This is a genomic window from Polynucleobacter sp. MWH-UH25E, from assembly GCF_018687095.1.
GTDB lineage: Bacteria > Pseudomonadota > Gammaproteobacteria > Burkholderiales > Burkholderiaceae > Polynucleobacter.
On record NZ_CP061286.1, the window covers coordinates 521,402 to 536,645 of the forward strand.

Below are 15,244 nucleotides of genomic sequence, written 5' to 3' on the forward strand. Positions count from 1 at the left end.
GCCTAAGGAGTTGAGGCTGGGGCCGAAGTTTGAATAGATCTAGTAATTCCATGGAAGATAAAGATTGCGAAGAAGATTAATCCCAGGACCCAGTGGATTATTTCGCTACCTTCATGTAGTTCTTCTGGGCCGTAATACAGGAGCATTGCTGTGATAACTAGAATAGCCAAAAACACTAATTGCGATATTCCGCTGTAGAGATTTTTCTTGGCTTTAAGGCCGGCCTTGATATGAAAAGGTAACACCGTACCAAAAGCAATTAAAGCAATTGCCGCAGAAACGCCATGCATGATGAGTACGCTTCTATCGCCAAGCAATGATCGAGAGATGTGAAACTCATGACCAAGTAAAAAGGCGATGCCTGAGAGAGAGCAAATGCTTAGAACGCTAATCGTGAACCAACGTTGCCAGTTTGGCATCTTGCCTAATCCATGTTTCTTCATAGGGCAACCTCAATAGCTTGTGCTGAATATTTCTGAAAGCAGGGGTGCGAATCATTTTTGCTGATAGCAAAGACTTTGGTGAGGGCATCTGCATAAATACACTCTGGCGCAATTACCGAGTAAGACTCGGAAAATTCAATTTGTTCCATCGTTTGAGGATTAACAATGTGCCCTTGATTGAATTTGGAGTGATCGCAATAGTAGAGTCCGCTACTGGCAATAGCGCCATTCTCGAGAGAGCCCAATGCAATAAGTTCAAGCGGATTGTTAGGGTTGCGCACCTGAATTTCTTGAGCAACATTTCCAAAAACCCGTAAATCACCCCCTGCGTTTACATAACCTGATGCAACACCACACTGTTGCAGTGCTTCAACTGCCTTATCGACAGCAAATCCTTTGGCAATGCCACCAAGATCTAGGGTGAGCGGGGCTTTTGAAGAAGCTAGCTTTGGCTCCGTGAGTTCGAGATCCATGATGCTGCCGCAGGATGTATTTAAGCGTTTAGAGTGCTTTGGTAGCAAGCCAGAATCAACTAACTTTTTACCAACGCCGCAGTCGAACATGCCATTTGTACTTTCACATAACTCTTGAGCAATTCGAAGAACTTGAAAAGTCCATTCATGTACTTCAATTGGCTCTATGTGGGCGCGAGCATTGATTTGAGATAGTTCGCTATTGGGGTTATGAAACCCCATTAAGTCTTGAACTAATTGAATAGCCAAAAATGCCTGGTCAATAGCATTATCAGTATCAGCGGAGATCTCAACATAAGTCCCCAAGAGCGGTTTGCAACGAATCATTTGGCTTTGGGTTTGAGTGCTAATTCGTACATCACCATGATTCTTTTGACGCCATCGGTCAAATGCTTGCAAGAAAGGGTTGCGCCAGAAATATTCTGAATATCTTTCTTGAGTTTCAAGGGATCTTCTGCAGTTTTGCCAATAAATTGCTTGCGCCAGCTATCTTCAGCGACTTCGTAGCCATAAGACTCAACGTACTCCATGATTTCAATGCCTTGCACTGTCCCGTTTGGCGCAATGCCGATGGCGTAGGTAATCATTTCATGTTTGCCAACCACTTCATCCACAATAAAGTAGCTACCATCGGCAGCTTTCCAGGTTCTATCACCTTTAAATGGCTGTCTGACGCTAGAGGCTGACTGCATCTTGTCCTGGACGTCCTCACTTAATACGATGGGGTATTTAGTAAATTGCTTATTTGGAAAGATCAACTTCTGTGCCTGCTCGGCAGAGACATAAATTTTTGCATGCGCATAGATAGGCGCACCCACAAGAGCAATGCCAGTGATCGCCACAAGTGGGTTGGGATTCCATTTCATAAGATTGATCTCTATTAATGCGATAAGAATTCATTCGCCTCATAACAAAGCGTTTGTATTTCTTGATTGCTTGATTTCGAATTAGATAAGGCGTCAAACATCATCAACGCTCTTTCTCTAGCCGTAGGGCATTGAGTTGTTTGAAATTTCAATAAATACGTCATTGCGCCAATCAACAGATTCTGAATTTCCATGACATTTCTCCCGGAATAAATTGAATGAACCTTAATTCAGTGGGAATCCCACTTTGACAATGAATTCATTTTTGGTGTGACCATCCCAGACACGATTACCCCAACAATCGCCCGCGCCGGTGTTGTGACAGGTGCCACCTGGTAGTTGATAGCGCCAGGCAGCAGTTACCCACCAATCCTTTTCTGCGTAGTGGACATTGGGTCCAACAAAGATAGCGTTTTGTGTTGGGCTTTGCCACATATAGCCGTAAAAGTCATTATGGAAGCGAGCCTCAAGGCCTGCTGAGAGCTTGGGTATAAAGCGATAACTTGCACCCACGAGAAGATCAACTTGAGATTCTTGTAATAAAAAGCCATTGGACTTCAGTTGCTCTTGTTCGGCAACGATATTTGCTGCCAGTATTAATCGATCATCAATAAAGTTTGATTGCAAGAGTAGTCGGTACTCGAGTGCATTTGCATTACGACCTACGGTAGGTTCGAAGTACACACCAACGCCAACCGGAGAAGTGATGGGATCGGTAATTCGGTAGATAGCTTCAAGTGATCCACCATCTAAACCCGTTTGACTGTAGCTAGAGGCGCCAGAAGAAGTAACCCATTGCGGAACTCCAGCTCCAGCTGTACATGGCGTAACACCGCACACATCTGGGTTAAGGTAATTATTTTTAGCGGTAACTTTATAGGCGTTCAAGTAGCCCGCAAGTTGAAAGTCATCGGTGACGCCGTATTCAATTTCAGTTCTCGAATACCAAGATTGATAGGTACCGGTTGCTTGTCCCTGATTTAACTGTAGACGTTGCTCAAATTCTGCTTTTCCTTTGGGTTGTAGATCGAGCGTATAGATCCACCCGAAATTACCTTCACCTGCCTGAGCCATTGAAAAATGGAATAGGGCTGCAAGGGGTAGAGCAAAGAAAAGTAGGCTTTTAGGGCCTAATTTGGGGGTTTTCATGGTTTTGTGGCAATTAATAATGAGAATCGTTATCATTAATATACCACAAATGAGAATTATTCCTATTTACCAATAGGAATCAGAATGAGATTTGCCTCCTTTGAGAGATTATTTACGTAGAAGCTCTAGAGAATCGGTGTGTCGAATCAAGAGACCTTCTTTCTCTAGCGTGGCAATGGCGCGATACAACGCTTCGTGTGTTACGCCAATCTCTGATGCCATCGATTTCAGATCAGATTGAAGGTGAAGAGTGCCTGCTTTGCCATCTGTTTCAATCAGGTGAATGAGTTTGCTTTTGATGTCCTTTATACCTAGGCGCTCAGACTGAGTTCTCAGGCGCATAATTTCTTTGCTCAGCAATTGAACCCACTTCATTGAAAAATCACTATCCATTAGCGCATCTCTTAATGACTGGATGGGTAGGTTAATAGCCATTCCAGAGTGTGTCGCAATGGCATCACAGTGATAGACATCCGTCAATAGACTTGCTTCACTGACAAATCCACCTTTACATCTTTGTAGAGTGATGGGTTCGCCGTGCTGATTGGCTCGCGTCAAAATGACTTCACCTGAAACCACAAAATACATGTACTCAGGCTTTTTGCCTTGATGAAATAGGTGGTCGCCCCTATTGAATGATCGGCTATGGCATTCGCTCAGTAGCCCCTTAGGCAGAAGATTCTTCAGGAGTTCAGGTATGTAAAAGTCCATATGATTTGGATCATACGCCTTTTGGCATTTTTGGCTAATAATGTAAACGTAGATATCAATAGGAGGTTTATATGAAATGCAATGTTGGCGGTATCGATCGTGTTTTACGTATTGCAGTTGGTTTGGTGCTGATTGCATTGGCAGCAAGTAATGTCATTGGCATATGGGGCTGGATTGGTGTTGTTCCATTGGTAACCGGTTTATTTAGATTCTGTCCTTTGTATCCAATCTTGGGTATTAATTCCTGTGGCACCGATACTGGCTGCGGTGGTGGCGGTTGCTGTAAATAATGATTGTGCGGAGCGCCTTTATGCCAAAAGACTACAAACAAATTACGCGTGACATTTCTGGTTCCTTAGCTAAGCTAAGAGCCGAAGCGCCAGATGTGATGAAGGGATTTAATGATCTGGCTGCCGCTGCTACTAAAGACGGCGTCTTAGATAAAAAGACCAAAGAGTTGATTGCATTGGCATTGGGCGTAGCTGCAAGATGCGATGGTTGCTTGGGTTTTCATACCCAAGCCCTTGCAAAGCTGGGGGCCAGTAAGCAGGAGGTAGTTGAGGTATTAAGTATGGCAACTTATATGGGCGGTGGCCCATCACTCATGTATGCAGCTGATGCGATAAGTGCTTTTGAGCAAGCGCAGGGAGCCTCCCAATGAATATGACGCACTATATGGAGTTACTGGCTGTTAATCAGCCTTGGAACTTAATCATCTTTATGGCAATACCTGTTGTTCTAGCAGAGACCTTGGCGATTACTGAGTTGTACATATTGTTTACCCGAAAGTTCGATGGTGCAATTTATTATCTCAATCGCTTTGCAGGTATAGCAGTTGGTTTATATTTCATTGGCATCATTTATTACGTGATCAGTAATGCGATTATTCCAATCACTAAGGCGGGCGAGTGGAGAACCGTGATTGATGTGCTTGCGGTTGGTAGTTATGTGGTCGCTGGCTTGCCTTTGGCATGGATTGCCTTACAAGAACTCGGCTTGGTGAATAAGACCTTGGATCAAATGGGCAAGCTTAAGATTCATGCCATTTGCGTGGCTCTATTCTTAGTATTTGGTCATATTGCGATGATTGCTGGAATGCTTGATCCCAGTTTGCTCGGATATCAAAACCCTCATCAGATGATGGGTAATGACACAACTTCACCAATGAAGACAATGCCCATGAATATTGAAAATATGCCGATGGGTAAATCCATGCACAACCACTAAATTCAGTCAGTGTGATGTTTAGCAAGAAAAAACGACAAAAATAGTAAAACCTAGAGAATTAGGTTTAGAATTCGCCTCATGTTGCTGCGTCGTAAAACGTTCCCCTTACTGCTGTGCCTTTTCCTGATTGCATTTAAGGTCGCTGCCTCCAGTATCTTTGTTCAGGCTGCCATTGAGCGTGCGGAATTAGCGGGCGATTACAGCAGTATTGTTGCCATGCAAATGAATCCTGAAACTAGCGATACATCAGATGACAATGGCAAGGTGCACACCATGAACTTGATGAGTCATGTCACAGCCAATATTTCTAATACTGAAATCGCTATTTGTCAGCCCCAGGTAAGATCTATTCAGTATTTCGTAGCCGACAAAGTACTGCTCACTCAAAATTTTCCAGACGCGGAATTTAAACCTCCCAAAACAATCGCCTAAAACTATTTAGGCTGACGGGCTCTGGACTGAGTCCGTCTTGATATTGTTGCGCCACGCAGTTGTGGCCATCTTTGGGAAGAAGATCCATGTTTAAATTCGTAAAAGTATTGCCGTTGGCATTACTCGTTTTATTAGCTTCTGCTTGCAGTAGTGTGAAATTAGATGACACAAACACCGTTGCCACAGTCAATGCAGGTGGTTCATCAGGCTATGACCCTATTAGCGATCCAAAGTCTAGCGTCTATGGCAAACGATCCATTTATTTTGAGTTTGATAGCTACACCATTGATCCTAAATATGCCTCGGTGATCTCTGCGCATGCGGGATATCTGAAAGCATTTCAAAAGCAAAAAGCTTCCGTCATTATTCAGGGCAATACTGATGATAGGGGCACTGCAGAGTACAACTTAGCGCTGGGGCAGAGACGCTCAGAAGCTGTAAAAAATGCACTTATCAAGCAGGGTGTAAGTGAGTCTCAGCTTGAGGCGGTGAGCTTTGGTAAGGAGAAGCCTGCAAATCCAGCACAAACCGAAGCAGCATTTAAAGAAAATCGGCGCGCCGATTTCGTCTATCAATAAGAGCGGAGCCTACAAATGAAAAAGTTATACATACTCAGTTGTGTAGGAGCAGTGTTGCTTGGTGCTTGCGCAAGCAACCCATCATCGAATAATCCAGTTCAAGTCGCTAAAGCGCCAACACCTATTCATTCTGAATCGGTTTCCAAGCGACTGAATGCCTGTATTGTCCGTAGCAATCAAAGTGCAGATGCCTTATTGGTGGATAGCCAGATCATTGCCGTCACTAGAAACAATCCTCATGCTAAGACTCTATTTAGCTCACCGGACAAGTTGACGGATGAGCAGGCTAAGGCGCTAACAAACTATTTGGCTGAAGCCAATACTTGCCGCCCGATCGCCCTTGAAGGTGTCAACCCAGAGATGACGGCTGTATATCAAGATTTCTTCAAGCGGATTGATGCTCTGTATGCAGATCTGATTGCTAGAAAAATCACCATTGGGGTTGCTAATCAAGAGCGTCAATTGCTGATACAAGATGCGCATCTCAAGCGCGTGGCGATTCAGACAAAAGGCAAGTAAGGAGAGCGAGCAATGCCGAGGTATAAATTTGCTTGCCGCTCCTGTAAGTTTGAGTGCGTGAGTAGCATAGGTAAAGAGGTTGGGCCATATTCTTCAAAAGTGGCAATGGTTTGTAAGAACTGTTCCACTCTTGATGAATACACTGTGGCGCTTCCTGGAAGTATCAACTCCGAAATTAGCAAAGTACCTGTTTGTAAGCATTGCTCGTCAAGTGCCCACTTAATAGAGTGGGATGGCTTGACCTGCCCACATTGCAATAAGAGCATGAGAGCTTTGGGGGCGGATATCGATGCAGAGAAACCATTTAAGTATTGGTAGGGGTATGATGTGCTTATGACAAATGTCAATTCGCAAAAGATACCCACTCAAAGCGAAGATAGGGTAGAGGATCCGGCAGAGGAGGTTTCTGACGAGATATCTGCTGTGCAAGAGCAAAGGTCCAGCGATGTCAATAAACCCAAGAGAGCCCTCAGTAAAAGGGAGATCATGGAGCAACTATCCCGCGAGCGTTTCCCTTGGGATGAGTGAATACTCTGAAGGGTGAGCCCTAAATAAAGCAGTGGATTTGTAATGCGGTGAGCATAGAATGAAAGGATGAGAGACCGCATCCTGCATCAATCCTCAGATATCCAGCAATTGGCTTTGGCTGACTTGCAGTCCCTTTATCAACGCTTTCAATCTGCAGAGCATGGCTTAACGCAAGGTCAATGGCGCAGTAATTTAGAAAAATACGGCAAGAACCAACTTCCCATTGAAAAGGGTGAGTGGGTTGTAATGCGTTTCTTACGCAGCTTTCTGTCCCCGCTTTCACTGTTATTGATGGCCCTTTCCCTGCTGTCCTATATAACGGGTGAGCATAGCGGCGCATTCATGATTGCCATCATGGTCTTTTTATCGACGATTCTGACGTTCACACAAGAATACAAATCGAATAATGCCGCCAAAAAACTGATTGCACTGGTTAGTGCTAAGGCTCAGGTTATTCGTGATGGTGTCGAGCTAGAAGTTGATTTAAAGGATTTGGTCCCTGGTGATGTGATTCGCCTATCTGTGGGCGATATGATCCCGGCTGATGTGAGATTAATTGAGAGTAAAGATCTATTTATAAACCAAGCCTCTCTCACGGGTGAATCTCTGCCTACCGAGAAATCATCGATTTGCTTAAATACCCAAATAAGCTCTCCCTATGATTGGAGCAATCTTGCATTTATGGGAAGTTACGTGGTTTCTGGAATGGGAAGCGCTTTGGTTGTTCGGACTGGGCAGGGAAGTTTCTTTGGTCAATTAGCCCAAGAAACTACAGAGCAGGTTAAGCAATCTACCTTTGATAAAGGGATCAATCAATTTACTTGGCTGATGATTCGCATCATGCTATTCATGATTCCGGCAGTCTTTTTGATCAATGGATTGATCAAAGGTGATTGGGTAGAGGCCGCACTATTTGCCATCGCCGTAGGGGTTGGTCTTGCCCCTGAAATGTTACCTATGTTGGTGACCGTCAATTTGGCAAAAGGCGCAATTGCTCTCTCAAAGAAAAAGGTCATCATCAAACGTTTAAATGCAGTTCAAAACTTGGGTGCGATGAATATCCTCTGTACGGATAAAACGGGAACATTAACGCAAAACGAAATTATTCTTGAGAAGCACATTGATGTAGATGGCAAAGATAGCGCCCAAGTGCTCGACTTCGCTTATCTCAATAGCCATTATCAAACAGGACTCAAGAATTTAATGGATGTCGCCATCCTGAAACATGTTGATGTCCATGAAAAATTACATGATGACAATACTTATCAAAAGATAGATGAGATTCCATTTGACTTTGATCGTCGGCGTTTATCGGTGGTGTTGCGTAAAAATAATGAACGCGATATTTTGATCTGCAAGGGTGCAGTCGAAGAAATTTTTTCTTGTTGTCAGTATGCACAAAGTAATGGCCAGCAAATTCCTTTGACCCCTGAGCATGTAGCCAATTTGAAAGAGGTCGTTTCCGATCTCAATGAGGATGGCTTTCGGGTGATTGCTATTGCAATGCGAGAAGAGGCGGCATCACAAAAAGCCTATGGCGTTGCTGACGAGAATGATTTGGTTTTATTGGGCTATGTCGCATTTTTAGATCCCCCTAAGGAATCTGCTAGGGCTGCCATTGAATCACTGCAAGCAGGTGGCGTGCAAATCAAAATTTTGACTGGGGATAACGACATCATCACCCGTAAGGTCTGCCATGAGGTGGGCCTCCCCGTTACTACGGTGATCTTGGGCTCAGAGGTGGATGCGCTAAGTGATGAGCAACTTACTGCTAGAGCAATGAATACCCAAATCTTCGCGAAGATGACTCCTCAACAAAAGGCTAGGGTAATTCGCTTGCTGAGGGGTGAAGGTCGCGTGGTTGGTTATATGGGTGATGGCATTAATGATGGGCCAGCCTTAAAAACAGCCGATGTCAGTATCTCGGTAGATTCCGCGGTGGATATCGCAAAAGAATCAGCCGACATTATTTTGCTAGAAAAAAGTCTGCTCGTTCTTCATCAGGGCGTGCTGGAAGGGCGGCGAGTCTTTGGCAATCTGATGAAGTATTTGAAAATGTCTGCCAGTTCCAATTTTGGCAATATGTTCAGCATGTTAGGTGCAAGTGCTTTATTGCCATTTTTGCCTATGGCACCAGTGCAAATCCTCTTAAATAATTTGCTGTACGATTTTTCACAAACGGCAGTGCCGACGGATGCTGTTGATCCTGAATATCTCTCCCAACCACGTGAGTGGAATATTAGAGGATTAGCCCGCTTTATCTTTTGTATTGGCCCGATTAGCTCTATCTTTGACTACCTCACATTTGGCTTGTTATGGTTTTATGTGAAGGCAAATACTATAGAGTTGTCCCCCATATTCCAAACGGGTTGGTTTATAGAATCTCTTTTGTCGCAAACACTGATTGTGTATGTGATTCGTACTGGCAAGATCCCATTCGTAGAGAGTAACCCTAGCCTGCCATTAGTGCTCACAACGCTATCGGTCTGTGTGCTGGGCGTTTCTCTTCCCTACATTGCTATTGGACGTTATCTGCAGATGGTGCCGTTACCCGAAATATATTGGCTGGGACTTCTAGTGTTAATTCCTTGCTACTTAGCACTTACTCAGCTCGTCAAGACTTGGATTATCCGAAAATCAGGCGCTTTATAAGAATGCGCAGCCCTGATCTCATTTTCGGAGTAGTACTTTGGTTCTAGTGAGCTGTAATTTACTTGTAAGAAGAATGTTCTCTGATTTACTATGAAAGTCCGTAGCTATTCAGATTTCCCAACGGATTTTTGAGTATTGATAATCACCCCAATGGGGTGATTTTTTTTGAGCAAAAACTCTAGAAGCGATATCCAATACCAATCAAGAAATCGTAACCCGTAGCATTGAGTGTGGAGTTGATGGTTGAGCCACTGTCTGTAAGAACACTGACAGATTTCGCTTTATTTACAGCGTAATTTCCCTCAAGAAATCCGTAAATAGATTCAGTAATCATTTGTTTATATCCTGCGCCATAAACAATGCCTGAGACTCTTGAGGTTTGCTGTGGATAGCTGGAAGCATTGGCATTGAGTGTGGAGCCTGCGTAACCAATTTTTAGATAGGCCAAACGGTTTGCATCAAAGGCATAGCTCGGTAACAAACTAAAGCTAAACACATTGGATACGTCATATGTACCGGTGCCTATCAGTGTTCCTCGGGGTGTATCTAAAGTGGTTAGAGTGGTATTGGCTGATCTCGAGTGACCTGGATACAGGGCGGCGCCAAAACCCAGCAAATAGTTATCTTTAATTTCAAAGTTATAACCAATTGCAATATTGGCTACTGGACCATTGGCATGCGTTGCTGTGGATGAATTGGAGTAAGTATTGCCAAATGCGGGAATGGTAGTAGTGCCACTGCTTGACTTGGGGATATAGCTTTCATATCCAATCAGGCCAGCCTGAACATAAGCGCCAGCCCAAGGGTTGGGATTGGACTGAGCCCATGCTCCAGAAGTAATTATCGCTGTGGCTGCTAAGGCTAAAAATTTACGGGGTGAAGTTCTCATATGGGTTCTTAATTTTCTTTTTATTTGAACAGCAGATTTTTAATGGCATTCACAATTTCGCTATAGCCAATAGGCTTATAGAGCACTTCAATATTGAGTTCTTTGAATAATTGAATATGTTGTGGCGAGGTATCTGCAGTAATAATGAGTGCAGGTATGTCGGTGCCGAAACTATCGCGTAGCTGTTGAATGATCAGGTCGCCAGTGGTAGTGGCAAGACGATAGTCGCTCAAAATGCAATCAATATGGTTGATGCCCGCCAAATCCCTCATTAAATCTTGGCTATTTTCAGGGAGGGAGAGTACATGGAAGCCATTTTCACCAAGTGCTTTCTTGTAAGCCTCGAAAATGGTTTGATCATCTTCAAATATGGCGATGGTTTTAGTGCTCAGTAAAGACTGTTGCCCGCTAGCGATGCCGCTCTTATCCTTTGAGGAGTGCGGAGTATCGTATTCTGGTAAGGGTTGGGTGGCATATTTTGTCTGAACAATACAGTTAGTGCCTTCACCCAAAGTGGAGGTAATCGTGATTTCAGAGTCAGAGATCTTACATAGCCTCTTAACGATCGAAAGACCAAGCCCAAGTCCATCATGCATACTACGTGTGCCATCGACTCTGTAGAATTCATCAAAGATTTTATCTAATGCGCTTGGATCAATGCCGCAACCTGTGTCTTTGATGGATATTTGTAAATGTCCTTCCTGTGTTGTAAGCGCGATAGAGACAGTTCCCTCAGTGGTGTATTGAATAGCATTGGAAACTAAATTGCCAATGAGCTGTTGTAGTAAGACTTTGTCGCCGTCTACCAGCATGTTCATGAAATCAATCTGTAGCGATATATTTTTACCAGCAGCGATTGGGGTAAATGTGTCAGATAAAGGCCCCACGAGTTCAATAAGCTCGAATGATTTATGAATCTTCTTGGCCGTGCCAGCATCTAGTTTGCTCAAATCTAGCAGAGACTTAAACATGGAGTTGAGTGTTTGAACACTCTTGCGAATTTGGAAGAAATTGACCTTTTCTTTAGGGGGTAGGCTATTGGGATCAAATAAGTCTAAATAAATGTTAACGGCATGAAGTGGCTGCCTCAGATCATGGCTGGCCGTAGCAATAAATTTGGATTTGGATACATTGGATGAGATAGCGGTATTGCGCTCCATCTCTAGCGCTTGGTTCAACATCTGGTTCTGTATCTGCAGTGTGACGGTATTTGTCCATGATTTAGAAAAATACGATGCCATTTTTAAGGTATAGAGCGAGAAAGCAAGCTCTCCTAAAATAATGGGCCATGGAAAAATAAAAGGTGGGATAGAGGTGATGATGAACTGGCAAATAAAAATTGGTGCCGCAAAGCAAAGAATGGTGGCTCGGTTTATAGAGTAGCCGTAGAGTCCAACGAAGATCGCCGTAGAGCTCATCAAAAGATACAAGCATTGAAGATTGAATGGCAGTTCTGGCACAACGATCAGCCAACCTAAACCCCAACAGGCGGTGACCGAAAAGATAGCCCAATTTAAGTTAACAATCTTTTGTTCTATCGATTGGTAAGAGTGCTTATTTTTATAAAAAACAATATAGGCTCTCAATAAAACACAAAGTGTCATTGCGGCAAGCCAAATAATGAGGTTGTTTAGCGCATTGACTTCCTCGATTACCAAAAATGCTGTAAATAGTGGCCCAATTACGGTACCAATCGTATTCGTTCTTGATGCAGTTTGAAGAAATTGAAATTTCTCTTTTTGTAGGAGGCTATTTTCCTGTGTGTTACTTATAGCCATGCATTAGCTCCAGCCATGCTCTTTGGCTTTAATAACCGCCTGGGTTCTATTAAAGACTTTGAGTTTTTTAAAAATATCGCCTAAGTGAATCTTGACAGTTTGCTCGCTGATTTGTAAGGAATAGGCAATCATTTTGTTTGAGTGACCTTCAGACACATAACGCAAGATTTCTTGTTGTCTTCCGGTGAGTTGGGTGATCTCAGGAGTGTTAGGTATATGTCCTATTAAGTTGCAAATACTCTCGTAGATAGACGAGGAGTCACTATTTTTAGAGATGAACAGGGCGCAACCCGCATCCAAGCAGGCTTGTTCTACATCTTCTTTTTCAAGGCCTGAGATGGCGGCGATCGTGGCGACATTGCTGAGTTGCTTGAATTCCTTGATGCCTGAGAGTTCATGTTCGGAATCTGGAATTTGGAGATCCAATAAAACAATCCATGAGTAGGTGGAGTTCTTAACGGTGCTCAAACCTTGGGCCAGGGATTCAGCGGTATGAACTGTAATATTGCTCGAAATAAATTTTTTACTTAATAGCTGCTGCAGCGCATCTCGGTAAACCGGATGATCGTCAACGATGAGTATCGATGTAGCTTGCATAGCATTGCCCTATTTAGGGGATTCATTTAAGGTAAAAAATTCAATCGATTATGGCATTCGTGGACATTTTCAATCTAGAACTTTAGTTTTATATGCTCACTATGAATGCTGGAATTATTGCTAAAGAAATCAATAGTTAGGGTCTTTACTAGGGCGTTCTCATATTGAATCTAGCTGTACTCAATTGATGGGCTGGAGATAGAGCTAAAGTTTTATATTCATCCCCCCAAAGACTTTCTACTATTTGCTTACATTGCCGGCTTTGTTAGACGTAGATAAGTGCAGATAAGAACTACGCGGTAATCAACAAAATAGTATGCAAAAGGAGATTTATATGTTGAAAGTAAATCGTCGTAGTATGAGTACAGTTGTTAGCGCAACTATTTTGCTGGGGCTCGCCGGCTTTTCAATGAGTTTATTTGGAAATAACCTGGGTTCGTATGATGAATTCCGTGTGACGGGCCATCTTAATAATCCACATCAGATTCCTGATCGCCTCAATCCGCGATTAATTAGTGCGAATGAGCGACTTGATCAAAATTATTCAGTAGATGAATCCTCGGTTGGCTCTGTACAAGCGTTACATAGCGTAGCGCTTAATCAGTCCATTGCTTATGGCAATCCAATTCTGGACTACACCACCGGCACCTCAAACTAATTTCAATCATCGTAACTTGATGATCTTTGCTGATGAAGGTAAAAGGGGAATGCATATGATGCAATATTTATCAGTATTTGAAGCCTTGGGAAATCAGACTCGGTTGAATGCATTCAACTTTATCTACCGATCAGGCCAAAACGGCGCAAGACCAAAAGATATTATTGAGCAGTATGGATTGGATTCGGGAACGCTAGATTTCCATTTAAAGAAATTGATGGCGGTGAACTTGATTACATTGCGCAAAGGTGGCACTAAGGGAAGATATTTCCCTAATCAAGATTTGCCTAAAGGGCTTAATCAGCTTTTTGCTGAAGAGTTGTTGCCTCACTAGCGTCACTCATGCCAGTTGAAACTGGCTTGGCTATTATTGCTTCGTACGTCCAATATTCTAGGGCTCTAGAGTCCTAGTACTTTAGTTCTATTTTTATTAAAACTAGAACTAAAGTTAAGAAATAGCTCTCTATTTTTCCCTTACCATTCGGGTACTTAAACTTTTAAGTCTTTAATTAATTTACTTTTCTACGGGATACTCCATGAACAAAATCGTCACCTATACGATCATCGCCCTAATTGCATTTTCTGCTGGTGTTGCTAGCGCAACAGTTATTGCGAAAAATGACTCAGTAAAGCAGTTCTTAGTAATTGATGCAGCCCAAGTAGATATTTTGGGTAATGCTGCAAAATAAATAAGCTTACTTAAAGAAGTCAATAAAAACCCCGCTAGTAGTAGCGGGGTTTTTGTTTGGTGGAGGCCTGTATTCGTTAGTAGCCTAGATTAAGTATCGGCCTCTTAAGATCTCGAGAGTCTTAAGTAATGCCCTATGTTTGGGGAATTATTAAACATAAGAGGCTAACTCTAAGAGCTGATTTTTAGGTGAGTTAAGGGTGCCATGCAGATGCATCCCATTTTCAATATCATTGCGTAGTATGAAATATAGGAGTTTCCAACACTTTTTCCGTATTGCATTGATCTCTGGATTCTTATTTTCTGGGGTGGCACATGCTTACCTCCAGGATGAAATCCAAGTCTACGATGATGAAATCAACGCCAAGGGTGAATATAGTCTTGAATTACATCTCAACACAACTCCAAGAGGCAATCAACAACAAAGCTATCCAGGCGAAGTAGTCAATAACAATAACACTCGTGTCACACCAGAGTTGGCCTATGGTTTAGGTCATGACCTGGAAGCAGGGTTTTATCTCAGCTACTCTAATAACAATAATTCTTTTAACTATGCTGGAGTAAAAGCGCGTCTGAAATGGCTGCCGTATCAAGAAGGGAAGGGCGATCCATTTTTTGCGGGTGTGAACGTTGAAGTGTCTGATACACCATACCCTTACGAGCCATCTCGCTATCACGGAGAAGTGCGCTTCATTATCGGTAAGCATATTGATGAATGGTTGTTGGCATTTAATCCCATATTTGATCAGGCACTCTCGCAACCACTAGTTCATCAAGGGCCTGTATTTGCAACTGCTACTCGTGTGTCGCGCAACGTGAGTCAAGAATGGGCTTTGGGTGGAGAGCTGTATACCAATGTGAACCAAGTGTCTCAACCAATCGTCTATCCCAATATGAATAACGTGGTGTATGCCATGGTGTATTACGATGGCAAGCCCATCGCTTTTCAGGCTGGTATTGGTAAAGGTATTAGTCATAACGCAGACCAAACCACCTTGAAGGCAATCCTTTCGATTCCTTTGCCATAAATGAGGGTTTTGTAAGTGAATAATCATT

At 43.0% G+C, this 15,244-nt stretch carries 21 protein-coding genes; 12 read left to right on the forward strand and 9 right to left on the reverse strand.

All coding sequences use genetic code 11. The features are described 5' to 3' along the window. Window positions 1-2: 2 nt before the first annotated feature. From ICV39_RS02790 to ICV39_RS02815, 6 genes are all read right to left on the reverse strand, one after another. Window positions 3-443, reverse strand: a complete 441-nt coding sequence (locus ICV39_RS02790) for a hypothetical protein (RefSeq protein ID WP_215390375.1) — start codon at window positions 441-443, stop codon at window positions 3-5. Next, entirely contained in the window at window positions 440-1,243 is an 804-nt protein-coding gene (locus tag ICV39_RS02795) for an FAD:protein FMN transferase (RefSeq protein ID WP_215390376.1), read from the reverse strand. Before ICV39_RS02795 ends, ICV39_RS02790 begins: the two co-directional genes overlap by 4 nt. Beyond that, a complete protein-coding gene (locus ICV39_RS02800; protein WP_215390377.1) occupies window positions 1,240-1,782 on the reverse strand; it encodes an FMN-binding protein in 543 nt (180 codons plus the stop codon). The genes ICV39_RS02795 and ICV39_RS02800 overlap by 4 nt, the downstream gene beginning before the upstream one ends. 14 nt (window positions 1,783-1,796) lie before the next feature. After that, window positions 1,797-1,976, reverse strand: coding sequence for a hypothetical protein (locus ICV39_RS02805; protein WP_215390378.1), 180 nt, complete (start codon window positions 1,974-1,976; stop codon window positions 1,797-1,799). A 31-nt stretch (window positions 1,977-2,007) separates the two neighbouring features. After that, window positions 2,008-2,931: a DUF6662 family protein gene (locus ICV39_RS02810; protein WP_215390379.1), complete on the reverse strand. Its 924-nt coding sequence runs from the start codon at window positions 2,929-2,931 to the stop codon at window positions 2,008-2,010. A 108-nt stretch (window positions 2,932-3,039) separates the two neighbouring features. Continuing rightward, window positions 3,040-3,642, reverse strand: a complete 603-nt coding sequence (locus ICV39_RS02815; RefSeq protein ID WP_215390380.1) for a Crp/Fnr family transcriptional regulator — start codon at window positions 3,640-3,642, stop codon at window positions 3,040-3,042. 71 nt (window positions 3,643-3,713) lie between these two features. On the opposite strand from ICV39_RS02815, the gene ICV39_RS02820 reads away from it, so the two are divergent. The 8 genes from ICV39_RS02820 to mgtA all read left to right on the forward strand — a co-directional run bounded on the left by ICV39_RS02820 (window position 3,714) and on the right by mgtA (window position 9,578). Beyond that, window positions 3,714-3,932: a DUF2892 domain-containing protein gene (locus ICV39_RS02820; RefSeq protein ID WP_215390381.1), complete on the forward strand. Its 219-nt coding sequence runs from the start codon at window positions 3,714-3,716 to the stop codon at window positions 3,930-3,932. Between the two features lie 20 nt (window positions 3,933-3,952). Then, window positions 3,953-4,303 (forward strand): carboxymuconolactone decarboxylase family protein, encoded by a 351-nt coding sequence (locus ICV39_RS02825; protein ID WP_215390382.1) that lies wholly within the window; start codon window positions 3,953-3,955, stop codon window positions 4,301-4,303. Continuing rightward, the gene (locus tag ICV39_RS02830; protein WP_215390383.1) at window positions 4,300-4,869 is read left to right on the forward strand and encodes a DUF6803 family protein; all 570 of its coding nucleotides are present in this window, start codon (window positions 4,300-4,302) and stop codon (window positions 4,867-4,869) included. Before ICV39_RS02825 ends, ICV39_RS02830 begins: the two co-directional genes overlap by 4 nt. A gap of 78 nt (window positions 4,870-4,947) precedes the next feature. Next, a complete protein-coding gene (locus ICV39_RS02835) occupies window positions 4,948-5,301 on the forward strand; it encodes a hypothetical protein (RefSeq protein ID WP_215390384.1) in 354 nt (117 codons plus the stop codon). Window positions 5,302-5,387: 86 nt separating this feature from the next. Next, window positions 5,388-5,879, forward strand: a complete 492-nt coding sequence (gene pal / locus ICV39_RS02840; RefSeq protein WP_215390385.1) for a peptidoglycan-associated lipoprotein Pal — start codon at window positions 5,388-5,390, stop codon at window positions 5,877-5,879. 15 nt (window positions 5,880-5,894) lie between these two features. Beyond that, window positions 5,895-6,398, forward strand: a complete 504-nt coding sequence (locus ICV39_RS02845) for a hypothetical protein (RefSeq protein ID WP_215390386.1) — start codon at window positions 5,895-5,897, stop codon at window positions 6,396-6,398. 333 nt (window positions 6,399-6,731) lie between these two features. Next, window positions 6,732-6,926, forward strand: a complete 195-nt coding sequence (locus tag ICV39_RS02850) for a hypothetical protein (RefSeq protein WP_215390387.1) — start codon at window positions 6,732-6,734, stop codon at window positions 6,924-6,926. 66 nt (window positions 6,927-6,992) lie between these two features. Next, window positions 6,993-9,578, forward strand: coding sequence for a magnesium-translocating P-type ATPase (gene mgtA / locus ICV39_RS02855; RefSeq protein ID WP_215390388.1), 2,586 nt, complete (start codon window positions 6,993-6,995; stop codon window positions 9,576-9,578). A 178-nt stretch (window positions 9,579-9,756) separates the two neighbouring features. Here mgtA and ICV39_RS02860 read toward each other — a convergent pair whose 3' ends face one another. From ICV39_RS02860 to ICV39_RS02870, 3 genes are read right to left on the reverse strand one after another with little or no spacing between them, the layout of a single operon-like run. Further along, window positions 9,757-10,467 carry an outer membrane protein gene (locus tag ICV39_RS02860; protein ID WP_215390389.1) on the reverse strand — a complete coding sequence of 237 codons (711 nt, stop codon included), beginning with the start codon at window positions 10,465-10,467 and terminating at the stop codon, window positions 9,757-9,759. Between the two features lie 20 nt (window positions 10,468-10,487). After that, window positions 10,488-12,245 (reverse strand): hybrid sensor histidine kinase/response regulator, encoded by a 1,758-nt coding sequence (locus ICV39_RS02865; RefSeq protein WP_215390390.1) that lies wholly within the window; start codon window positions 12,243-12,245, stop codon window positions 10,488-10,490. Window positions 12,246-12,248: 3 nt separating this feature from the next. Further along, a complete protein-coding gene (locus ICV39_RS02870) occupies window positions 12,249-12,842 on the reverse strand; it encodes a response regulator transcription factor (protein ID WP_215390391.1) in 594 nt (197 codons plus the stop codon). Between the two features lie 334 nt (window positions 12,843-13,176). On the opposite strand from ICV39_RS02870, the gene ICV39_RS02875 reads away from it, so the two are divergent. The 4 genes from ICV39_RS02875 (at window position 13,177) to ICV39_RS02890 (ending at window position 15,216) form a co-directional block, all read left to right on the forward strand. Continuing rightward, on the forward strand, window positions 13,177-13,500 hold the full coding sequence (locus tag ICV39_RS02875) for a hypothetical protein (RefSeq protein ID WP_215390392.1): 324 nt from the start codon (window positions 13,177-13,179) through the stop codon (window positions 13,498-13,500). A gap of 55 nt (window positions 13,501-13,555) precedes the next feature. Further along, window positions 13,556-13,834, forward strand: coding sequence for a winged helix-turn-helix domain-containing protein (locus tag ICV39_RS02880; protein ID WP_215390393.1), 279 nt, complete (start codon window positions 13,556-13,558; stop codon window positions 13,832-13,834). A gap of 202 nt (window positions 13,835-14,036) precedes the next feature. Next, window positions 14,037-14,189 (forward strand): hypothetical protein, encoded by a 153-nt coding sequence (locus ICV39_RS02885; protein WP_215390394.1) that lies wholly within the window; start codon window positions 14,037-14,039, stop codon window positions 14,187-14,189. Between the two features lie 241 nt (window positions 14,190-14,430). After that, window positions 14,431-15,216, forward strand: coding sequence for a hypothetical protein (locus ICV39_RS02890; protein WP_215390395.1), 786 nt, complete (start codon window positions 14,431-14,433; stop codon window positions 15,214-15,216). Window positions 15,217-15,244 lie beyond the last annotated feature (28 nt).